At 41.2% G+C, this 22,139-nt stretch carries 17 protein-coding genes and 1 pseudogene; 17 read left to right on the forward strand and 1 reads right to left on the reverse strand.

From position 1 onward, the window contains the following. The first annotated feature begins 226 nt into the window (after positions 1–226). The 5 genes from ACIQCO_RS16240 to hflX all read left to right on the forward strand — a co-directional run bounded on the left by ACIQCO_RS16240 (position 227) and on the right by hflX (position 7,767). On the forward strand, positions 227–1,666 hold the full coding sequence (locus tag ACIQCO_RS16240; RefSeq protein WP_400430323.1) for a GntP family permease: 1,440 nt from the start codon (positions 227–229) through the stop codon (positions 1,664–1,666). Between the two features lie 31 nt (positions 1,667–1,697). Then, positions 1,698–2,483: a 3-hydroxybutyrate dehydrogenase gene (locus tag ACIQCO_RS16245; protein ID WP_400430325.1), complete on the forward strand. Its 786-nt coding sequence runs from the start codon at positions 1,698–1,700 to the stop codon at positions 2,481–2,483. A 171-nt stretch (positions 2,484–2,654) separates the two neighbouring features. Continuing rightward, entirely contained in the window at positions 2,655–4,076 is a 1,422-nt protein-coding gene (locus ACIQCO_RS16250) for a sigma-54 interaction domain-containing protein (protein ID WP_400430327.1), read from the forward strand. 188 nt (positions 4,077–4,264) lie between these two features. Continuing rightward, on the forward strand, positions 4,265–5,890 hold the full coding sequence (locus ACIQCO_RS16255) for an ATP-binding protein (protein WP_400430330.1): 1,626 nt from the start codon (positions 4,265–4,267) through the stop codon (positions 5,888–5,890). Between the two features lie 620 nt (positions 5,891–6,510). After that, positions 6,511–7,767 (forward strand): GTPase HflX, encoded by a 1,257-nt coding sequence (gene hflX, locus ACIQCO_RS16260; RefSeq protein WP_400430332.1) that lies wholly within the window; start codon positions 6,511–6,513, stop codon positions 7,765–7,767. A 188-nt stretch (positions 7,768–7,955) separates the two neighbouring features. Here hflX and ACIQCO_RS16265 read toward each other — a convergent pair whose 3' ends face one another. Beyond that, on the reverse strand, positions 7,956–8,486 hold the full coding sequence (locus ACIQCO_RS16265) for a DinB family protein (RefSeq protein WP_400430334.1): 531 nt from the start codon (positions 8,484–8,486) through the stop codon (positions 7,956–7,958). A 381-nt stretch (positions 8,487–8,867) separates the two neighbouring features. Between ACIQCO_RS16265 and ACIQCO_RS16270 the strand changes: the two are divergent. The 12 genes and pseudogenes from ACIQCO_RS16270 to ACIQCO_RS16325 form a co-directional block, all read left to right on the forward strand. Beyond that, positions 8,868–9,263, forward strand: a pseudogene (locus ACIQCO_RS16270) (PspA/IM30 family protein); the annotation flags it as partial. 77 nt (positions 9,264–9,340) lie between these two features. Continuing rightward, complete coding sequence (locus tag ACIQCO_RS16275) at positions 9,341–10,369, forward strand: TFIIB-type zinc ribbon-containing protein (RefSeq protein WP_400430336.1); 1,029 nt, start codon at positions 9,341–9,343, stop codon at positions 10,367–10,369. Continuing rightward, positions 10,366–11,238: a TPM domain-containing protein gene (locus ACIQCO_RS16280; RefSeq protein ID WP_483874170.1), complete on the forward strand. Its 873-nt coding sequence runs from the start codon at positions 10,366–10,368 to the stop codon at positions 11,236–11,238. The genes ACIQCO_RS16275 and ACIQCO_RS16280 overlap by 4 nt, the downstream gene beginning before the upstream one ends. A 209-nt stretch (positions 11,239–11,447) precedes the next feature. Then, positions 11,448–12,449 (forward strand): SPFH domain-containing protein, encoded by a 1,002-nt coding sequence (locus ACIQCO_RS16285; protein ID WP_400430338.1) that lies wholly within the window; start codon positions 11,448–11,450, stop codon positions 12,447–12,449. A gap of 425 nt (positions 12,450–12,874) precedes the next feature. Continuing rightward, complete coding sequence (locus tag ACIQCO_RS16290; protein WP_400430390.1) at positions 12,875–13,435, forward strand: LemA family protein; 561 nt, start codon at positions 12,875–12,877, stop codon at positions 13,433–13,435. Then, positions 13,435–14,172, forward strand: coding sequence for a TPM domain-containing protein (locus ACIQCO_RS16295; RefSeq protein ID WP_400430340.1), 738 nt, complete (start codon positions 13,435–13,437; stop codon positions 14,170–14,172). The genes ACIQCO_RS16290 and ACIQCO_RS16295 overlap by 1 nt, the downstream gene beginning before the upstream one ends. A gap of 156 nt (positions 14,173–14,328) precedes the next feature. Continuing rightward, positions 14,329–16,017: a sensor histidine kinase gene (locus ACIQCO_RS16300; RefSeq protein WP_400430342.1), complete on the forward strand. Its 1,689-nt coding sequence runs from the start codon at positions 14,329–14,331 to the stop codon at positions 16,015–16,017. Beyond that, positions 15,995–17,140 (forward strand): response regulator transcription factor, encoded by a 1,146-nt coding sequence (locus tag ACIQCO_RS16305; RefSeq protein ID WP_400430344.1) that lies wholly within the window; start codon positions 15,995–15,997, stop codon positions 17,138–17,140. The genes ACIQCO_RS16300 and ACIQCO_RS16305 overlap by 23 nt, the downstream gene beginning before the upstream one ends. Positions 17,141–17,272: 132 nt before the next feature. Next, positions 17,273–18,529, forward strand: coding sequence for an ABC transporter substrate-binding protein (locus ACIQCO_RS16310; protein WP_400430346.1), 1,257 nt, complete (start codon positions 17,273–17,275; stop codon positions 18,527–18,529). A gap of 67 nt (positions 18,530–18,596) precedes the next feature. After that, on the forward strand, positions 18,597–19,541 hold the full coding sequence (locus tag ACIQCO_RS16315; RefSeq protein WP_400430348.1) for a carbohydrate ABC transporter permease: 945 nt from the start codon (positions 18,597–18,599) through the stop codon (positions 19,539–19,541). Positions 19,542–19,566: 25 nt separating this feature from the next. Continuing rightward, positions 19,567–20,394, forward strand: coding sequence for a carbohydrate ABC transporter permease (locus ACIQCO_RS16320; protein ID WP_400430350.1), 828 nt, complete (start codon positions 19,567–19,569; stop codon positions 20,392–20,394). A 35-nt stretch (positions 20,395–20,429) separates the two neighbouring features. Next, complete coding sequence (locus tag ACIQCO_RS16325; protein WP_400430352.1) at positions 20,430–22,139, forward strand: amylo-alpha-1,6-glucosidase; 1,710 nt, start codon at positions 20,430–20,432, stop codon at positions 22,137–22,139.

Below are 22,139 nucleotides of genomic sequence, written 5' to 3' on the forward strand. Positions count from 1 at the left end.
ATTAATTTCCGGATTTTCGGAAATAAAAACTCCAATAATATAAATATATCAAACTTTAAAAACGTAGAAATAAGTAGAATGCTAGTATAATAAAGAGAATATTTATATTCTTTCGAAAAATAAACAGTTCTGGCATGATACTTGCAAATATATAAATGTAAGTTTCTTATTGAAAACGCTTACTGATTGAAGGGACTTACAAAAAAAATTTATAAGGGGGATTTATATGCAATTAGTTGTAATTCTACTGGCACTTGGGTTGTTAATGTTTGTCGCCTACCGTGGTTTTTCTGTTATCTTATTTGCTCCAATCTGCGCACTTTTAGCTGTTTTACTTATTGACCCAAGCCATGTTCTACCGTTCTTTTCCGGTGTGTTCATGGAAAAAATGGTTGGCTTTATTAAATCCTATTTCCCGGTCTTCTTATTAGGAGCAATTTTTGGGAAAGTGGTTGAAATGTCAGGCATCGCTGAATCTATTGCCAAGACGATTGTTCGCCTGCTTGGCGCGAAACGGGCGATGTTGACGATTGTCTTATTGGGGGCCATTTTAACGTATAGCGGTGTAAGTTTATTCGTAGCCGTTTTCGCTATTTATCCATTTGCCGCGCAAATGTTTAGGGAAGCCAATATCCCGAAACGGCTTATCCCTGGTACGATTGCACTTGGTGCTTTCACGTTCACGATGGATGCGCTGCCAGGTACGCCGCAAATTCAAAACGTTATTCCGATTGCCTTCTTTAAAACCGATATTTATGCGGCGCCAGTCCTTGGAATCATCGGTGCTATTTTTGTCCTAGGTCTTGGTTTGCTTTACCTGGAGACAAGAAGGAAAAAGGCCGCAAAAGCCGGGGAAGGGTATTTTGGATTCGGATCAGAAACTGCCGCTGCCTTGGAAAAGACGGTATCGATTGAAAAGGATGAACCCGTACCTGATTTAACTTCAAGTCAAACTGTTTTAAAACAGATTTTGGCGTTTGTGCCGCTTATTCTCGTAGGGGTCACAAATAAACTGTTCATTACTTACATACCAAAATGGTATCCGAATGGCTTTGATTTTTCCGCTATTGGTTTGAAAGCGTATACAGTTGATGTGCCAGCTGTAGCTGCCATCTGGGCGATTGAAATGGCGCTTGTCGTTGGAATTATTACCTCACTTGCTTTTGATTGGAAACGCGTAACCATAAACTTTAAAGAAGGACTAAACCTGAGTATTGCCGGAGCTTTGCTTGCTACGATGAATACAGGGGCCGAATATGGTTTTGGCGGGATTATTTCCTCGCTTCCGGGATTTGCGAAAATCAGTGATGGCATCTCTAGCACATTTACGAATCCGCTTGTCAACGGTGCGGTTACTACGAGTTCGCTAGCCGGTATTACAGGATCTGCTTCTGGAGGAATGGGGATTGCCTTAGGTGCGATGGCTGATAAATACAATCAGGCAATTGCTGCAGCGAATATTCCACCTGAAGTAATGCACCGTGTCGTCGCGATGGCATCAGGCGGGATGGATACGCTGCCGCACAACGGAGCTGTTATTACCTTGCTTGCCGTTACTGGATTAACACACAAGCAATCGTACCGCGACATTTTCGCTGTGACGATTATTAAAACAATAGCCGTTTTCTTCATTATCGGTCTCTACACTCTCTTTGGGATTATTTAAAAACTTTGCAATCGTTAAAGGAGGATCTCGTATGAATAAGTCATTAGAAGGAAAAACAGCATTTATTACAGGTTCTGCAAGTGGGATTGGATTGGAAATTGCAAAGACTTTTGCACAGGAAGGCGCGAAAGTAGTTATTTCCGATCTAAATAAGGAAAAAAGCGATCAAGTGGCAGCGGAATTAACGGAGCAAGGGTTTGAAGCCCTATCCGCTCCGTGCGATGTGACGAATGAGGCAGAATATAAAAATTGCCTTGAGCATGCTTATAGAACGTTTGGAAGCATTGATATCTTAGTCAATAATGCCGGACTGCAGTATGTTGCGCCGATAGAGGAATTTCCAACTGAAAAATTCGAATTATTAATAAAAGTAATGCTAACCGCCCCGTTTATCGGGATTAAAAGTGTATTCCCGATTATGAAAGAACAGGGTTTTGGAAGAATTATTAATATGGCTTCGATTAATGGGGTCATCGGGTTTGCCGGAAAGGCTGCCTACAATAGTGCCAAACACGGCGTCATCGGTTTAACAAAGGTTGCCGCCTTAGAAGGTGCAGCACACGGAATCACGGTAAATGCCTTATGTCCCGGCTACGTCGATACACCGCTCGTACAAAACCAATTAAAAGATTTGGCAAAAACACGGAATGTCAGCCTAGAAAATGTCATCGAGGAAGTATTTTTCCCGCTCGTTCCGCAAAAAAGGCTTTTATCGGTAACAGAAATCGCTGACTATGCTGTCTTTTTAGCAAGTGAAAAAGCAAGAGGAGTCACGGGTCAAGCGGTTATTTTAGATGGCGGCTATACCGTCCAATAGTGCATTCATAACATCCTGACCAGTTTATCTGGACCTGTTTCGAAATCAAGAGAATCCTATTCGATTGCTAGAATAGGATTTTTTTATTCTGTAAAAATATTCCGATGCGGGCAGCAGCCCATCCACTTTTTGTTATAATTAACTTACTAGATGTGAAAAGGGTGTGAAAAGATGAACCTAGGAATGGAAGGAATCCCTTATAATTGGCATGAGCAAATCATCAATCTACTAGCTGAACGAATCGTTGTAGTCGATCGTGACGGTATTATTCTCTACATAAATGAAGCTTATTGTGAGTTTCTGGGAACGACCGTTGAGGAGGCCATCAACCGCCCCGTGCAAGAGGTAATTGAAAATACGCGGATGCACATCATCGCCAAAACAGGCCAAAAAGAGCTGGCAGCCGTTCATCCGATAAACGGAAGTGAAATGGTTGCAAACCGCTTTCCTCTTGTAGTAGATGGTGAAATAGTCGGAGCCTTAGGAACGGTTATGTTTCGAAATCCTGAGGAATGGCGAATGTATAAAACGAAGATTCAGAATCTAGCCGAGGAACTAAACTATTATAAAACAAAAGTAGAAAAGGATTTGAAAAGTAAGTACCATTTTAATGGTTTAATTGGAAACAGCCCTACATTTCTTGCCACCAAAAAACTGGCTGAACGAATCTCTGCCAATAATTCCTCTGTTTTATTAATTGGAGAATCAGGCACTGGCAAAGAATTGTTTGCCCATGCGATCCACAACAACAGCATGCGGTCGTCCCTGCCGTTTGTTACAATCAACTGTGCCTCGATTCCAGAGCATTTGCTAGAATCAGAACTGTTTGGTTATGAGGATGGCGCTTTTACAGGCGCGAAAAAAGGCGGAAAGAAAGGGCAGTTCCAAATTGCTAATAACGGAACGATTTTTCTAGATGAAATCGGCGATATGCCGCTCGCCATGCAAAGCAAACTATTAAGGGTGCTGCAGGAAAAAGAGATCCAGCGTATCGGCGGACAAAAATCGATTGCTGTTGACGTCCGCATCATTGCCGCAACCCATCGTGATTTAGAAAAGATGGTGGAGGAAGGGAAGTTTCGCCAGGATTTATACTACCGGTTAAATGTCATTAAAATAGAAATTCCTCCGCTCAGAAAACGAAAAGAGGATATTCCGTTAATTTCCTTGGGTTTATTGAAAAAATTAGAAGGTAAATTTTACCGAAAAGGAATAGAGCTATCCTCAGACGTTATAAAAAGACTCATGGAGCATACATGGCCAGGAAACATTCGCGAACTTGAGAATGTGTTAGAGCGGGCAATCAATGTATTAGATGGAAAAATCATTGACTTGGCCCACCTGCCATTATATTTACGAGATCTAGGATTGGAGAATACCCGCGTAAAGGAAACGAATACAGAGAATAAACCTTCAACAATGCCCCCTTCGTTGACGGTTCAGCCATTGAAAGAAACATTGGCCATAGTTGAAAAAGACGCCATTTTACAGGCACTGGACATTACGAATGGAAATAAGCAGGAAGCGGCTAAGCTGTTGGAAATCGGTAAAACTAGTTTCTATGAGAAATGTAAATTGTATGGGATTAACTAGTAAAGACCGCAGCTCGAGGCAGCTGTCAATATAGCACAAATAATGGTAAACGTCGGAGTGCGTTTTGCTATCCTGCCATGGACCTATACTACTAACTGAAAAGTTTATGACCTATGGAAATAATGCTATTTTTTGTATATGATAAGAGGGAATATTTTGAAAATAACTATGCCATGGGTGGGATTCCATTGATTCTTTTAGACTATATTATGAATCTCTCTATTTTTTCGCTACTGGTTAGTACACCACTAGTTATCCGCTCGTTTATTAAACTTAAACCGTTCAAGCGTGTCCAGCTTTGGGGCGGTATTTATGGGGGAATTGTCTCCTGTATCCTCGTTATGTTATCTTTCCAGCAGGAAGGCTATACCTATGACATTCGGTATGCCATTGTCATTCTGATATTTGCTTATTTTGGCCCAATGGCAGGCCTCATTACCGGGAGTTTTGCATTATCCGCACGATTGTTTGCCAGCGGTCATTGGATGCCAGCTATTATTGGCTGGTCCATCATCATGATTGGTTTTTCAATCATTCATTTGTACACAAAACGGCTCACACCGGTAAAAAAATGTTTCTATTTATATGGAACTTACATCGTTATCTACATAATCACAGTACCACTTGCTTTCAATGTTTTTCGAGACAAGCCACTCTTTCATCTTCAATACGTGCTGTTTGTAATGATGGGGGTAATGTTAGGGGGATTACTAATTGAATCCTACTTAAAGCTGCATCGAATCATTACTGAAAAAGACCGCATGGAGGTATCCTTGGCCGAAAGTGAGGCAAAATACCGGCTGATTGCTGAGAACACCTCCGACCTGATAAAGGTAATGGGTAAAGATCAGTTGATTAGTTACTTTTCACCATCCCATGAGCTGGTTTTGGGCTACCAAAACACTGAATTGGAAAAGGCGGAATTATGTCAATTCATTCATCCGGACGATATTTTTATGTTTCAAAATACGATTAAGGCCCTTTTTGAAAAAAAAGAATCGCTATCGATGGAATTCCGTTTCAAGCATAAGGATGGACGGTGGATTGAATTTGAGTCCCGCTGTATGCCGGTCCGGGGAGAGGCAAATTCCATCGAGTATATCGTGATGATAAGCCGGGATATATCTGAACGGAAAAAGGCAGAGGGATTTCTGTTGCAATCTGAAAAGCTGTCGATTGTCGGGGAGTTAGCGGCAGGGGTTGCCCATGAAATTCGGAATCCGCTGACGACGATAAAAGGTTTCGTTCAGCTTTATAAAGCGGAAAACAGTTCGATAGTCTATAACGACCTGCTCTTAAGTGAACTGGAACGGATTGAAACGATTACAAGCGAGCTGCTTTCGTTGGGAAAGCCTCAGGCGGTCCAGCTTAACCGGACGAATTTACGGGAATTAATTGAGAAAACGCTCGAATTACTTTCTCCAGAGGCCATGATGAAGGATATTCAATTTAACCAAAAGTTCGAGGAAACTGCCTTTTTTATTACATCTGAGAAGAATCAATTAAAACAAGTATTCCTTAATGTCCTAAAAAATGCGATGGAAGCAATGCCCGATGGGGGAGAAATTACGATTGAGCTGCGAAAAGGTGCGGAGGACGACTGTATAATCTCTTTTCAAGACCAAGGCTGCGGCATCCCGGAAGAACTGCTGCCACGCTTAGGAGAGCCTTTTTACACCTTGAAAGAAAAGGGAACAGGACTCGGTTTAATGATCTGCAAAAAAATAATAAAACAGCACCATGGCAGCATCACCTACCAAAGCAAAGAAAAAGAAGGAACACTAGTCGAAATTAAACTGCCGATGGTGAAATGATGTAGGAAATTGGGTGTAAAAATTGGGTGTCAAAAAATTGGGTGTCAGGCACCGCTCGTGGACATTTGTCCGCGTGGGGTGGACACTAACTTAAAGAAGAGTTGGTTTTTTCTGGATGACCTTTAGGCTATCCAGTTTGTATTTATTAATCTAGGAAAAGAAATATTCCATTGATTTCCATAAAATGTGGTGTTATGATAATTGTAACTATAGCGAAATGGAGGTTTTCCCTGTGTATTTTTGCAGATTGCGATTCCAAACTTTGAACCGTTAATTGAATAACGTTCAAATCTCTGCCTGCTGTGCAGAGTAAATGGGATTGGTCTGCCTATATAGGGGAACCTTATTTTTACGGTATGTGAAAAAGAGGAGGCGAGTCTACCTCTTTTTTGTGGTCTTTAAAAATAAAATTGGATAAGTGGAATGCCTTGTACACCTGTACTTTGCTTTGCTAGCGAAGAACTAGTGTCTGGTCATTTTGCAATCTGCACCCAATATTAAGCCAGAGAGGTTCGCGGCTTTATCGGTTTATTGATCATGGATTTTTCCATTTACTTAAGCACAGGCAGAAGTCTGTGTTTTTTTATTGCATTTTCAAAATGGAATGGAGGAATTTAACCATGAGGGAAAAACAAAAAGCGCTTTTAATTGGTGTCAATATTCATCATCAAGCTGACTTTTCCTATTCAATGAAGGAATTGGCGAACCTCGCTGCCGCCTGCCAAATCGAGTCAGTCGCTGAAGTGACACAAAATCTAAACCGGATCAATAAAACTCTTTATATCGGAACCGGAAAAATCGAAGAGACGCTGCGGCTGCTTGAAGAGACTAATGCTGAAATCGTCATTTTTAACGATGAGCTGTCAGCCACGCAAATTCGAAATCTTGAGGAAGAGCTCGGCAGACGTGTCATTGACCGGACGATGTTGATATTAGATATATTTGCGACTCGGGCGAAAACGAGAGAGGCCCAGCTTCAAGTCGAAGTGGCTCGCCTCAAGTACATGCTCCCAAGGATTATTGGGCAGCGGGAATCATTAGGGCGGCAAGGTGGAGGTGTCGGCCTTAAAAATAGGGGGGCTGGTGAAACCAAATTAGAGCTTGATCGCCGGAAAATCGAAGCAAAAATCGCCGCTTTGAATAAGGAATTAGAGGCGCTCGTCTCACAGCGGGAAACACAGCGCAATCAGCGCAAAAAAAGCGGGGTTCCGCTAGTTTCCTTAGTCGGCTATACGAATGCAGGCAAATCAACGATTATGAATGCGCTGCTCAGAAGGTCCCGTCAATCTTTCAATAAACAAGTATTTGAAAAGGATATGTTGTTCGCCACCCTTGATACATCGGTTAGAAAAATAAAACTGGCCAATCACCAGCCATTTTTACTGTCTGATACGGTTGGCTTTGTCGATAAGCTGCCGCACCATCTCGTCAAAGCCTTTCGGTCGACATTGGAGGAAGCAGCAACAGCGGATTTATTGATTGTTGTCGTTGATTTTTCAAGTCCTAATTATCAAAAACTAATCGACGTAACCAATCAAACGTTAAAAGAGATTGGGATTGAAAATGTTCCTGTGATTTACGCTTATAATAAAGCGGATTTAGTGGATATTGAAATTCCGCAGTTGAAGGGTGAAAGTCTGTATCTTTCAGCGAAACAAGAAGTCGGAATCGAGGAGTTAGCTAAGATGATCAGCGGGCGTGTTTTTAAAAATCAAATCCATTGCGACATGCTGATCCCTTTTGACGATGGCCGTTTAGTTTCCTACCTTAACGAGAATGCGAATGTGCTTGCAACGAGCTTTGATGATAATGGTACAAAGCTAACCGTGGAATGTAATCGAAATGATTTTGAAAGGTATCAGCAGTATGTAATCTGAACCTATAGGAACGGCAGCAGGCATTTTGTTCATCATTAACATATGATATAAGGAACTTTATCATGAATAGATGCGGAAAACGGCAATAAATTTGAGCATATTTAAATGAATAAACACGTAAAAACTCGCCATAAAAATTGGCGAGTTTTCTTGATTCATACTAAAATACGCAGAACCTGCTAAATACGTTAAAGTTGACTAATATTTATTTCCTTTAAGTGACGGAGAATTTGAAAAATTTGCCCTCGATGGTTTGATTCATGTTCGATAAGATGGTAGATTACCCACTCTGGGGTAACATCATAGTGAGTTAGACTTCTCGCGGTTCGCCAATCCTTTACGTCCATAGAACGAAAATGGAAAAGCAATTCATCACGTACCGATTTTAGACGGTGTAAATGTTCTTCGATGTTCTGACCCTCAATGTGTATCAAAGTGTTATCACTATTACGGTCTTCTAAAGGAAATAACGAACGAATCTTTGGATTCCATTTCCCGCCAAGAACTTCTTCATAAAGCCAGTCCGCTTCAATTAGTGCAATATGGTATAACAATGATCCGATTGAGTGCCCGCCATTTAGTCTTTTATCAAGAAAATCTTGGTTCAATCCAAATACTCTTTTTAAAAGCGGTTTCCTTACATCTTCTAGGCACCATATCCATCGGCCAATCTCCGGTTCAAAATCTGGCAACGGTACTACGCTTAAATCATCTCGCATCTACGTTCAATCCCCCTAATTAATTGGGCTCACGCAGTTTATAGGGGTAATTATACGTTCACCCTTTTATTAAATTCACCCCGTAAAGTGCCATCGTAATTTTCATAAAAACAACGCCTCCTTCAATAGTGGTTGAGATAAATTATACCACACGGAGAAATTATTGTAATAATAATTATATTCAGAGTTATTGAAAAGCAACACCTTAAACAGGTGCGGTGAGCCTTGTCATAAGTTAATTTACTTTAGAAAATGAGCAATGCTTTTGGCTTATGCGGTGAAATGGATGGTTCTTATAAAAAATGAAACTATTTTTAAAATTTAACAGTATATATGTAGAGATGCTTTTTTATATTTGTTTCAGAATTAGGGGGAATCAGGATGAGTATTATTTCAAGATTTAATGATATTATGGAAAGCAATATCGATGCAATATTGGATAAGGCTGATGACCCAGATAAAATGATTAAGCAGTATTTAAAAAAACTTAACAGCGAGTTAGGGAAGGTAAAAGCGGAAACGGCATCAGTGATGGCTGAAGAGCAGCGAGCAAAAAGGGCATTAAATGATTGCCATGATGGCATGGAAAAAATGGAGCGCTATCGCCTCAAGGCATTAGAAGCTGGTAATGAAGGGGATGCGAGGAGGTTTCTCGAAAAGAAAGCAGCATTAGCGGTAGAATTATCGGCATTGCAAGCCTCTTATCAACGGGCTTCATCAAACGCCCTGCAAATGAAACAAATGCATGACAAACTGATCGCGGATATCAGTCAACTACCCGGGGATGCGGGGACAGAAACCTCGTCCCAATTCGATAGATAGAAAGAGAGAGTCCCAAAAGAGGTGATGAAAATATGATTCTTCATTATAAATGTCCCGGCTGCGGGAGTGATATGAGCTTTGACGCTGAATCGGGCGAATTATCTTGCCTGAGTTGCGGCAGGCACGAAAATATTGAAAATTATCCGGAAGAATTGAAGTCGGTACGATTTTCGGAGGATGAGGCGAACGAATACCATTGCGAGAATTGTGGGGCTGTTCTTATTACAGAGGCTGAAACAGCCGCAACAAGCTGCAGTTTCTGCGGAGCGGGTGTTGTCATTGCCGACAGATTATCGGGAACTCTTGCACCGGCAAAGGTCATTCCTTTTACCATAAGCAAGGAAGAGGCAACAAAGGCGTTTCAAAAATGGTGCAGAAAAGGGCTCCTTACTCCGAAGGGCTTCATGAATGCAAACCGTATTAAGAGCCTGACAGGCATGTATGTTCCATTTTGGTTATTTGATTTAAATAGTAAGGTACAAGTAAATGCCACATGTACAAAGGTCAGAACCTATACACAGGGAGATTATATTTATACAGAAACAAAGTATTATGATGCCTTTCGCGATATCAACCTTGAATACGTCAAAATCCCTGTTGATGCTTCAGAAAAGATGAATGATCAATTAATGGATAAATTGGTGCCATACCCGTATGATCAATTAAAGGATTTTAAAACCCCTTATTTGGCGGGATATATTGCGGAGAAATACAATTATACAGACGAAGAACTGCTTCCACGGGCGAAAGATAAAATCAGCGGCTATATTGAATCCTATATTCGTTCTACTTTAACAGGCTATCATTCAGTAAATTATACAAATAAACATATTGATACAAGAAACAAGAACAGCGATTATGTTTTACTGCCGGTATGGATGGTCAGCTATGATTATAAAAATTCCGAGTATATTTTTGCAATGAATGGCGAGACGGGGAAAATAGTCGGCAAACCGCCAATCAGCACATCTAAAGTGGCGATGTGGTTTAGCGGCATCGCAGCTGGAACCTTCTTTGCTTTAAAATGTGTCTCTTTAATGATGGGAGGCGGGTTTTGGTGAGTGGGAAGTATCTGAAAAAACGAGCGATCTTTTTCTTAATGATTGCGCTTCTCCTGGTGATGCCATGGGCAATGCCGGCTAAAGCAGAAACCTTTGATCGGAACCAGTATATCTATGATTTTGCCCATTTACTGACGGATCAAGAGGCCGCAGAACTTCAAAATATCGCAAGTGAACTGGGCAAAGAGAGGGAGACAGCATTTATCATTCTCACGGTAAGCAGAACGGATGGAAAGGATATCGTTCAATATGTGGAGGATTTCTATGATGATAATGCTCCCGGGTATGACCAGCCGCATGGAAATACCGCGATACTAGCTATCGATATGCAAGAACGGGATATCTATTTGGCGGGTTTTAAAAAAGCGGAGCAGTATTTGAGTGATGGCCGGCTGGATCAGATTCGTGAAAACATTACCCATGATCTATCAGATGGTCAATACTTTCAAGCCTTTTCGGCATTTATAACGACTTCCCATGAATACATGGGCTATGAGCCGAGTGATGGCAGCAGCTCGGATGGATATTCAGACTATAGGCCGGGTGGAAGTTCGGTTGGGTACAATGGCTATGATTCGGGGGCCGACCCGGAGAATATATTTTTTCAATGGTGGTTCCAATTAATTGCCTCCATTATCGTGGCTGCTGTGATTGTTGCGATTATGGCCTATCGCTCCGGCGGCCGGGTCACGGTAAATGCCGGGACTTATATGAATAGTGAACAATCAAGAGTACTAAACAAGTATGATAACTTTGTCAGACAAACAGTGACGAAGCAAAGAAAGCCGTCTAATAATACAAATAGTGGCGGCGGAGGTGGAATCACTGGCGGCGGCCACTCGCATAGCGGCAGCAGTGGCAAATTTTAAATAAGAAAAGCGGAAGCGCCCTGTTCAGCGGCGTATGGCCTGGAGCGCTCCAACTGAGATAAAGGAAACACGGTGAGCGGAGCGAACCGATGTTGACTTATCGTAGGGCGGAGAGCGAAGGACACTAGCCGCTAGGGCGCTGGAGCTAGACAATTCTCAAAGTCGAAAACATATAAATACTGATATTAGCGGAAGGGAGCAGCTGATCGATGTCTTTTTTTAAAAATCAATTTGCAAATGTTGTAGAATGGCAAGAATTTAGAGATGATATGATTTTTTATAAATGGAGAAATTGTGAAATCAAAAAGGGGAGCAGATTGATTATCCGACCTGGTCAAGATGCGATCTTTTTTAACAATGGAAAAATCGAAGGGGTGTTTCGGGATGACGGTGAGTACGATATCGAATCGCAAATCATCCCCTTCTTATCGACCTTAAAGGGATTCAAGTTTGGCTTCAATAGCGGCATGAGGGTAGAAGTGCTGTTTGTGAACACGAAAGAGTTTGTGGTCAAATGGGGCACGCAAAATGCAATCAATATCCCAACACTCGGACTTCCTGGCGGCATGCCGATTCGCGCGAACGGAACATTTAATTTTAAAGTACATGATTATATTGCCTTAATCGATCAAATTGCCGGTGTGAAGGATCAATATTTCGTGGAGGATGTCAAAATTCGCATCACATCTATCCTTGATCAGCTCCTGATGAAATGGATTACAAGGGAAGGAAAGGATATGTTCAATCTTCAGGCCAATTCCTTCGACATTTCAAAAGGAATTCAAGAAGATTTAGATATGCAGATGATCAAGAGCGGTATCACGATCACTGGGTTTAATGTCATGAGCTTCAGTTATCCAAAAGAGATTCAGGACATGATTACCAAAAATGCTTCGCACGGAATGGTGAGTGATGTTGGCAGGTACCAGCAAATCTCACTTACAGATGGCATGGCCTCTGGAAAAATGAGCGGAGGCGGAGCGGCATCTGATATGGCCGGTATGATGATGGGGATGAATATTGCGGGCAAAATGATGAATCAAATGAATCAGAATCAGCCTACGCAAAATCAGCCTGCACCAGTTCAAAATACACCACCTCCTTCACAACCGAATGCAGGAGACCAACCAAGACCAAACTTTTGCCCGAATTGCGGGACAAAAACAGGAGCAGCCAATTTCTGCTCAAACTGTGGGCAAAAGCTCATATAAATTTAGAAAGCGCAAGCGCCCGTTACTTAGAATTAAGGAAGCGTGGGGATGATTCTATAAGAATTGTCTCCGGGCTTTTTTATTGGATTGGCTGTGTTAAAGAATATAGTTGATTTTGAACACAATGTTGATTGGAGTGGAAGGCGCGAGACTCCTGCGGGAGCAGCGGGACAGGTGAGACCCCGCAGGCGCTTTAGCGCCGAGGAGGCTCACCGCCCGCCCCGCGGAAAGCGAAGCGCCTGGAACGGAAATCAACATTCACTTTTAACACAGCCATTGGATTAATAGCTTTAAGTGACGGGTATACAAAAATAAGCATATAATTGAGCGATGAAATTCATCCTAATAATAGAAAACGGAACTTTTTTAAAAGTGATATATACTATAGGTGAGAAAGGAGCGTGGATATTTTGAAAAAAGGTTTTATGGCAATCGGAATTGTTATTGCGGTCATTGTTGTTTTTGGCCTTATGTTCATGTCCAGCTATAACAACTTTGTTAGTTCCGAAGAAAACGTGAATCAGTCTTATGCACAAATAGAAAATCAACTGCAAAGAAGGCTGGATTTAATTCCTAACCTTGTAAATACGGTGAAAGGCTATGCGGCACATGAAAAAGAAGTGATTACCTCGATTTCTGATGCTCGTGCACGTCTTGCCGGAGCGAAAACACCGGGAGAGGAAGCAACTGCGAACGCCGAATTATCAGGGGCGTTAAGCCGTTTGCTTGTCGTTGTTGAAAATTATCCAGACCTGAAGGCCAATCAGCAGTTTGCACAATTAATGGATGAGCTTGCTGGAACGGAAAATCGAATCTCTGTTGCCCGGAAGGATTATAATGACCAGGTCGCTGTGTTTAACAAAAAAGTAAAGCAATTTCCCGGAGCGTTGATTGCAAGAATTGCCGGGTTTAGTGAAAAGGAATATTTCAAAGCGGATCCTAAAGCACAGCAAGCGCCTCAGGTTGACTTTGGGGGCAATGGGTGATGAATGCGAACCGGGTCTTCAGCCTTCTACTGGTGTTTTTCACCTTTCTACTAGGTGCAGCAAATGCACTTGCTGAGGATGTTCAAATTCCTTCCCCTTTGGGAGATATTTATGTACAGGATTTTGCCCATGTTTTAAACGAAACGGAAAAGGCTGAGTTAATCAATTTAGGTAGAAGCCTTGAAAATCGAACAACAGCGCAGGTTGCCGTTTTGACGGTCCCGACAATCGGGGATCGAACAATAGAGGAATTTGCCGTTGAGGCATTTCGAAAGTACGGAATTGGAAATAAAAAGGAAAACAACGGGGTCTTACTCGTTCTAGCGATGAAGGAACAAAAGGTAAGAATTGAAGTGGGTTATGGGCTCGAAGGCAGAATTCCTGATGGAAAGGCTGGACGAATTCTTGATGAGAATACTGTTCCCTATCTAAAGAATCAACAGCCAAATAATGCCGTTGTTGCAACTTACAAAGTACTGGTGAAAGAGGTACTTGCTGAATATGGCGTCGAGGGAGAAGCGCAGACAGAACCTAAGAATGAAGGGATCGGGATTCCGCCATGGCTCCTCATTATTATTGTAGTTGTCGTCGTGTTCCTTGACGTTAAATTCTTTGGCGGCACTCTTACCTACCTTCTGCTGTCTATCTTGTCTAGGGGTGGAGGAAGAGGCGGCGGTGGTTCCCGCGGCGGCGGCGGCGGTTCCTCCGGCGGCGGCGGTGCAGGACGGGGCTGGTAGAAATTGTTGGTTGTCATTTTTAGGTGTCAGGCACCATGTGAATTTTTCACATGGTGCCTGACACCTTTTTTTGGCTTTATTTTATACTTTTCTTAATTTTGTGAATCGAGTATTGTGTTGATATAGGGATAAGCCAACTTGGGTGGGGGACATACGATGTTTATGTTTAATCTTAGTACACAAAAAAGACTGTTTATTATGTTTTTAGTGGTCGCGTTGATTCCGCTGTTAACATTGGGAGTTATCGCATATGATCAATCGTCAAAAGTGGTGAATGGAAAGCTGTCAAACTATAATCATTTCGCCGGAGAAAAGATTAAAACCCAGCTCGAGCAGATATTGGAGGATATGTATTATAGTGCAGCTGAAATAGAGCAGTATTTAGCAGATAATACATCGGTTAATTTGCAGCATCAACAGCCGCAAACATACGAGGACTTCAAAGTGGTAAACAATTTGGAGAGGCTCTTGCAGGCTCATAAAAAGGCGAACATTCGCGGGATTTATGTCATAACTTCTTCAGATTTTTACTACGGGGATTATGATTTTAATGTGGAACAATTGAAAAAACAGGATATTTGGAAGCGGACCATTTGGAGTGGGGATTCGGAGATTGGGATTTACCAACCGTCCTATTATAAAAACCATACTACCCATCATGTCCTTGGATTAATTGTTCCCTTGAAGTTCTCCTACGGCGTTTTAAACGATAGCTATCTATTAATAGAAACGGATATAGACGATTTATTTGACTTAATGACGGTATTGGAGAAAGACCTCCATTCTAGAATTACGATACGAAATGAACTAGGCCAACTGCTCTATCATTCGAAAAGTGCCGAGGAAAATCAGAAGGACGACATCACTTGGAAGGAACACACTAGAATCAATAATTGGGAATTTGAAATTCGCATACCACGTGATAAGTTTTATCAATCTTCTCAAGTGATTTTTAAAATAGTTTCGATTGGGATATTGATTGCATTTATACTTGCACTCATCCTTTCTTATGTTTTTTCCAATCAGTTTACAAAAGGTATTTTGAAGCTGAAATTTGCCATTGATGAAGTGAGCAAGGGCATATTTAATACAAAATTGTCCGTCCATACCAAGGATGAAATCGGGAAACTTGGTTTGCACTTTAATCGGATGGTCGAAAGAATAAAACAATTAATGGAGGAAGTACGGGAGAAGGAATCAACCAAGCGCGAGGCGGAAATGAAGGCGATTCATTACCAAATTAATCCGCATCTTCTTTTTAACACGTTGAATACCATTCAGTGGAAAGCTCGGTTAGATGGAAATGAAGAGATTGGGAAAATGCTTTTGCATTTAACGAAGGTTTTAGAAGGCAATTTAAATTTCAATATGGAATTGATTTCTATAAATGAAGAACTACAGTCGATTCAGCATTTCTTTGCCATTCAGGAGTTAAGGTATGGACCGAACTTTACTGTTTCTGTGAAAATGAACGAGAACCTTAAGCAAGGGTTGATTCCAAGGATGACAATACAGCCAATGCTTGAAAATATTTTTTTTCATGCTTTTGAGGATGGGATAGGTAATATTAATCTGGAGTTTACAGAGAACAATGGATATTTTCAACTTGTCATCATGGACAATGGAAAAGGAATACCGGAGGAAAAGCTAAAAACTTTATTTACGAGGCCAAATGAGAAAGTTCGTGGTGGAATCGGGCTTTATAATGTATATCAGAAGTTTTATATCCATTATGGGAAGGACTTTTTAATCAACACTGATTCAGTGGTCGGTAAAGGGACGACCATTTCAATAACTTGGCCAATAGGGAGGGTGGATCAATATGATGAAAATAGCAGCTATTAAAGTATTAATTGTTGATGATGATACGATTGTTCGCCGAGGGTTAAGGGCAACAGTCGATTGGGATAAGTTCGGTATGACCGTGGTAGCGGATGCCCCGAATGGAAAACGAGGCTGGGAAGAATTTTTGAACCATCAACCTGATATTGTTATTACTGATATCGTCATGCCCGAGGAGAATGGACTAGAGTTTTCACGGAAAATAAAAGCCCATGCACCTGGTACGAAAATTCTCTTGCTCAGTTGCCATAAGGACTTTGAGTATGCTCAAGAAGGGTTAAAGCTAGGCGCTTCAGGATATTTATTAAAAACGATATTTGATGATCAAGAACTAGAGCATTTTTTAACTGCCTTTCAAAAAGAAATTTTGGGAACACCAAAAAAAATGGATACAGATTTTTCCGGATTCCAAGAACGCTTCCTATTATGGCTGAGCGGCTATAAAAATGATTTTGAACAACGGTTGGACGAGCTCTTCAGCGATAAATGGAGCTGGATGAATGATTCCTATTTTGCCTATTTCGTTCAGAATATGCCTCCAACCGGTCAGGAGATGTTTACTCAATCACCGAAATTTGTCCCTTTGACATTTGGAACAAATTTGAGCTATTTCTTTATTGATGAGTTTTTTCACCAGGAATTTTTAGTCTATTTAACAGAAACAAAAGTGGCGCAACCGGAGTTGAATTGGATTCATGCTGGTCCGTTATCTGGGAAGGAAGAATGGATGAAATCCGTGAGGGGGTTCCATCATGCCGAGCGGAAGGACGGGCACTTGCATCGTTATCCAATGGTGATTTTACATGTGGTAGAGTATATCGTAAGAAATTTATCAAACCCTATGACAGTATCAGACATTGCTGAGGAAGTGGGCATGAGCAGGAGTCACTTAAGCACCTTATTTAAGAAAAAAATGGGCGGCAGTATTCATTCATTTATTGAAAAGAAACGACTCCAGCTTTCTAAACAGTTATTAAAAGAATCCACTGTGAACATTCAGGAGATTGGTGAGCAGATTGGAATTCAAGATGCTAAGTATTTTAGTAAGTGGTTTAAACGGTGTACTGGTTTTCCCCCATCTTATTATCGAATCCAACAAAAAGACGATAAGAAGCTAACAAAATGACAACAAAGAGAAAGAATAGTCTAAAAATACACGAATTTCAAAACAAATAGATGTGTTTAACCGCTTTCAGACAAGATAAAATGAAAGCGGTTATATTTTTAATAATTAGAAAAATACGAAAAGAGGGGTCCTATGAAGAAAAAGAAAATGTGGTTTTCGCTGATTTTAGCAGTAGTAGTCCTTGTCATGAGTGCATGCAGTTCAAACAATGCATCTGTTGATGGGAAAAAGGATGGAAAAACTGTTCTACGTTTTGCGACTTGGGATACAGGGGACACATTGAAAATTCAACAGGATATTGCGAAAGCCTTTGAAAAAGAAAATAAAGATGTAAAAGTGCAGGTAGAGGCTTATGGGGACGGGTTTGATCAAAAAATTGCTGCCTCATTCGGAGCAAAAAATCCCCCGGATGTTATGTATATGTGGGATTTCACTACTTATTATCAATCACTTGAACCACTCGACTCATTTGCACAGAAAGATTCCGATATTAACATGGGAGATTTTTACGAAGGATTATTTAACTATTCTAAAGTAGACAACAAGCTGTATGGAATGCCTGCTGGTTTCTCGACAATGGTTGTCTATTACAATAAAAAACTGTTTGACGAGTACCAGATTCCTTATCCAAAAGAAGGCTGGACATGGGATGAATTTAGAGAAATCGCGAAAAAGTTAACAAATAAAAGCAAAAAACAATATGGATTTGCCGTATCGTCTGAGCCGGATACGTATGATTTACAAGGGTTGGTTTGGAGTAATGGCGGCAGCTTTATCAGCGAGGACGGAAAGAAAATTGATGGGGCAATGAATAGCCCTGAAACAGTTGAAGCACTGCAACTGTATGGAGATATGGTGAAAGACGGAAATGCTGTTTCAACCGGCGGGAAAAACCAACAAAGCGCAAGTGATATTTTCAAAGCGGGCAAGCTTGGGATGTTAATAAACGGAATTTGGCCGATTCAAGGATACAAAGATGCAAAAATTGATTTCGGAACAGCAATGACCCCCTCATTCGGTTCTAAGCCGGTAAAAGGGTTAATCGCCTCCTCTTCGGTTTCCATTGCTAAGGATTCAAAGCAAAAGGACTTAGCATGGAAGTTTGTGAAATTCTATTCTTCTGAACAAGCAATCAAGATGAGAACAGCTGATTTACCTGTTCGTAAAAGTGTTGTTGAGGAAACAAAAGTTAACGAAGATCCATTATATAAGCCATTTTATACGATGTTAGAACAAGCAACAAACACACCTGCATTTTTACTAAATAAAAATTGGAATGAAGTAAACCGTAACCTGTCTGCTGCCATTAATGCGGCTATGCTTGGACAAGATGCGAAGCCATTGCTTGATAAAGCAGTGAAAGAATCGGAGAAATATATCGCGAAATAAGAAGTATTAGGGCTCTACATTCTAAAGCGGTGTAGAGCTTTTTAGAAAATAGGAGAGGGAGGTATTTATGAAATCAGGCTTAAGTGTTAACATCACCCCTTCATCAATCCAGCTAAAGAGGAGAAGTAAATGGACAAAACTCATTCCGTATCTTTTTATTGCACCTTGGATCATTGGTTTTGTCGTTTTCACACTAGGGCCATTATTGTTTTCATTTGTGATTAGTTTTTTTGATTGGCCGATTGTTGGCGAAAGGAAATTTATCGGATTCTCAAACTATATCACTATGTTTACGGATGATCCGCTGTTTTGGCACTCTTTATGGGTCACAGTGAAGTTTGCGCTGTTTTTCGTTCCATTAAATATTATTCTGGCATTATTGCTTGCGATTTTATTAAACCAAAAGGTAAAGGGAAGTTCTTTGTTTCGAACGTTTTTCTATGTCCCCTCTGTTATTTCCGGTGTTGCGCTTGCAATGATCTGGGGGACGGTTTTCGATGGAGATTACGGAATATTGAATTATTTACTCTCCTTAATTGGTATTGAAGGGCCCAATTGGTTAAATAGCACAAGCTGGGCGCTCGTTGCAATGGTTATTGCAAGTTTATGGGGGCAAGGGACGATGATGCTGATCTTTTTAGCAGGATTGAAAAACATCCCCCAAGATTTATACGAAGCTGCAGAAATTGATGGCGCGGGAAAAATCTTTCAGTTCTTCAAAATTACCGTGCCCTTATTATCGCCTACGATTCTGTTTAATTTAATCATGACGATTATCGGTGCATTTCAACAGCTGACGCTCGCACTGGTATTAACAGGCGGGGGACCGCTTCAATCCACGTATTTCTATGCGATGTATGTTTACGAAAATGCGTTTAAGTATTTCAAAATGGGTTATTCATCGGCAAATGCATGGATCATGTTCCTCATTGTGTTAGCCCTCACCCTACTCGTATTTAAATCCTCAAGCATGTGGGTCTATTACGAAAATGAAGTGAAGAACGAGAAATAAAAAGAGAAATGGAGGTGCCCGCCGTATGAAAAGGAAAAAGAGTGTAAAAAAAAGTTTCGTATATGGCCTATTAATTGCTCTTTCGCTGTTATTTCTCTTGCCGTTTTTTTGGATGGTGATGACATCACTGAAAGGGCCGGAAGAGCTTAGTCAATTTCCGCCAAAACTATTTCCTTCCGAATGGCATTTCGAAAACTTTGCAAAGGCTTGGAACAGCCAGCCATTTAATCTTTTCTTAATTAATAGTTTGATTGTAACGGCACTTACGACAATTGGACAAATTGTTTCATCTACTCTTGTTGCTTACGGGTTTGCCCGGTTTAAATTTAAAGGGCGAGACAGTCTCTTTATTATTCTGCTGGCGACAATGATGATTCCGTGGGAAGTAACTATGATTCCCCAATATATGGAGTTTAATTTATTTGGCTGGATTAATACGTTGAAAGCATTAATTATACCTTCATGGTTCGGTTCTGCCTTCTATATCTTCTTGCTGCGCCAATTCATAATGTCGATTCCGAAAGAATTGGATGAAGCAGCGAGAATAGACGGGGCAAATGTGTTCCAAATTTATTACAAAATCTATCTGCCGTTGGTATGGCCGGTCATTGTTTTAATTGCGGTATTCAATATTTTGGGAAGCTGGAATGATTATTTAGGTCCGCTGATTTTCTTAAATGATCAAAGTAAATATACGTTGACCCTTGGGCTGGCGCAATTTAAAGGTGTTCATGATGTGAATACGAGCGGGATCATGGCCGTAACCTTCTTAATTAGTATTGTCCCTCTTGTTATATTCTTCCTGGCACAAAAGAAAATTGTTGAGGGTGCGCAAACAACTGGTTTGAAATAATTATATCGGGTTAGTTTTGTAGGAGGAAAAAAGCCATGAAGGTTGAAAATATGAAGCTTCCATTTAGCCGTTACGGTTCCTATCTAGTCATTTCTCCACTGTATGGTCGGAATAGCGATCCGAAATCATTATATATCCGCCATATCCGCGGTGGGGATGAGAAAGATGGAGCGATTTTTAAAATAGAACTTGTTCGCGGAAATCAAGAGATTGATTATGAAGTGGAGTGGGCACCCCTTGTTTTAAAGCTTATTGCAACGGATGGAAGTCTTGATATCGTTGAATGCTGCTTTAGTTCGGATCGGACGATTCGAATAAAAGGAGCGGATGTGGGGGTTAAACTCACGGCGATAACAGGCTCCTATGATTATGCATTGGCTTTTCCGGATCAAACTTGGGAGATTAATAGCTTTTTACAGGAACGGCGCTTTCGCATTATTCCATTAGAAGGCGATCTGAATGTGGATGCCCCCTTTGAAGTAGATAAAAGCAAGCATATAACGGTGCACTGTGACCCCAATCCCATAAGCAAGACGTTTGATATAGCTATTTCAGAATATCAGCTCAGTTATCAACACGATCACACACTTGAAATGCCCTTTCGTGACAATGCCGAACAGGCAGCCAATGACTATCAACAGTGGCAGGAGAACACGCTGCAGGTTCCTTCCATCTTTCAAAAGGGGCATGATTTGGCATCGTATATTACTTGGTCCTGTGTGGTGAAACCAGATGGATTATTAACTAGACCAGCGATGTATATGTCGAAAAACTGGATGACGAATATTTGGAGCTGGGATCATTGTTTTAATGCAATGGCATTAAGCAAGCACCAGCCCGAGCTCGCCTGGGATCAATTTTGTATTTTCTTTGATCAACAGGATGATTCTGGAGCATTACCAGACTTTTTAAATGATCAATGGGCATTATGGAACTGCTGCAAGCCGCCGATTCACGGATGGACTTTAAAGCACCTGATGAAGAATACTGCGTTCGTTACGCTTGAAAAATTGGCAGAAGTGTATGAACCGCTTGTCAAGTGGACAAAGTGGTGGCTTCGCTACAGGGATGATGATCTCGATGGAATCCCGCAATATAATCACGGCAATGACAGCGGCTGGGATAACAGCACGATTTTTCACAAAGGAACCCCTGTGGAAAGCCCGGATCTATCTTCGTTCTTAGTGCTGCAAATCGAGGTTCTGGCGGAAATAGCCGGAAAGCTTGGAAAACAGGATGAAGCCAATGAATGGATGCTTAAATCACAAGAACTGTTATCTAAAATGATCGATCATTTCTGGGATGGCGGACAGTTTACGGCTAAGCGCTCAGGCAGCCATGAAGTGATTGAATCAGACAGTCTCGTTTTATCTATTCCACTCATTCTTGGAAAACGGCTGCCGGCGGAAATTCTAACTAGATTAGTAGATGATATTAAATATAAGGGCTTTTTAACTGAGTATGGATTGGCAACGGAGCTTCCGCAAAGCCAATTTTACAAGCATGATGGCTATTGGCGCGGCCCGATTTGGGCGCCGACGACATTGCTGGTAGTGGACGGATTGATTGCATCGGGGGAAAAGGAGCTAGCCCTCGAAATAGCGAAGCGCTTTTGTACGATGGCAGCTACATCCGGCATGGCCGAAAACTTTAATGCCCTAACGGGGGAAGGCCTGCGCGACCCTGCCTTTACCTGGACATCGAGTGTATTCCTAATTTTGGGTCACTTATTGCTGGAAAAGTAA

Source organism: Neobacillus sp. NPDC093127 (assembly GCF_044754175.1).
GTDB lineage: Bacteria > Bacillota > Bacilli > Bacillales > Cytobacillaceae > Neobacillus.

Bases quoted from the DNA above. Each gene is read 5' to 3' on its own strand.
- ACIQCO_RS16265 (WP_400430334.1), bottom strand. From the start codon at position 8,486: ATGCGAGATGATTTAAGCGTAGTACCGTTGCCAGATTTTGAACCGGAG.
- ACIQCO_RS16300 (WP_400430342.1), top strand. From the start codon at position 14,329: ATGTTTATGTTTAATCTTAGTACACAAAAAAGACTGTTTATTATGTTT.
- hflX (WP_400430332.1), top strand. From the start codon at position 6,511: ATGAGGGAAAAACAAAAAGCGCTTTTAATTGGTGTCAATATTCATCAT.
- ACIQCO_RS16320 (WP_400430350.1), top strand. From the start codon at position 19,567: ATGAAAAGGAAAAAGAGTGTAAAAAAAAGTTTCGTATATGGCCTATTA.
- ACIQCO_RS16325 (WP_400430352.1), top strand. From the start codon at position 20,430: ATGAAGGTTGAAAATATGAAGCTTCCATTTAGCCGTTACGGTTCCTAT.
- ACIQCO_RS16295 (WP_400430340.1), top strand. From the start codon at position 13,435: ATGAATGCGAACCGGGTCTTCAGCCTTCTACTGGTGTTTTTCACCTTT.
- ACIQCO_RS16275 (WP_400430336.1), top strand. From the start codon at position 9,341: ATGATTCTTCATTATAAATGTCCCGGCTGCGGGAGTGATATGAGCTTT.
- ACIQCO_RS16250 (WP_400430327.1), top strand. From the start codon at position 2,655: ATGAACCTAGGAATGGAAGGAATCCCTTATAATTGGCATGAGCAAATC.
- ACIQCO_RS16315 (WP_400430348.1), top strand. From the start codon at position 18,597: ATGAAATCAGGCTTAAGTGTTAACATCACCCCTTCATCAATCCAGCTA.
- ACIQCO_RS16245 (WP_400430325.1), top strand. From the start codon at position 1,698: ATGAATAAGTCATTAGAAGGAAAAACAGCATTTATTACAGGTTCTGCA.
- ACIQCO_RS16240 (WP_400430323.1), top strand. From the start codon at position 227: ATGCAATTAGTTGTAATTCTACTGGCACTTGGGTTGTTAATGTTTGTC.
- ACIQCO_RS16305 (WP_400430344.1), top strand. From the start codon at position 15,995: ATGATGAAAATAGCAGCTATTAAAGTATTAATTGTTGATGATGATACG.
- ACIQCO_RS16285 (WP_400430338.1), top strand. From the start codon at position 11,448: ATGTCTTTTTTTAAAAATCAATTTGCAAATGTTGTAGAATGGCAAGAA.
- ACIQCO_RS16290 (WP_400430390.1), top strand. From the start codon at position 12,875: ATGGCAATCGGAATTGTTATTGCGGTCATTGTTGTTTTTGGCCTTATG.
- ACIQCO_RS16310 (WP_400430346.1), top strand. From the start codon at position 17,273: ATGAAGAAAAAGAAAATGTGGTTTTCGCTGATTTTAGCAGTAGTAGTC.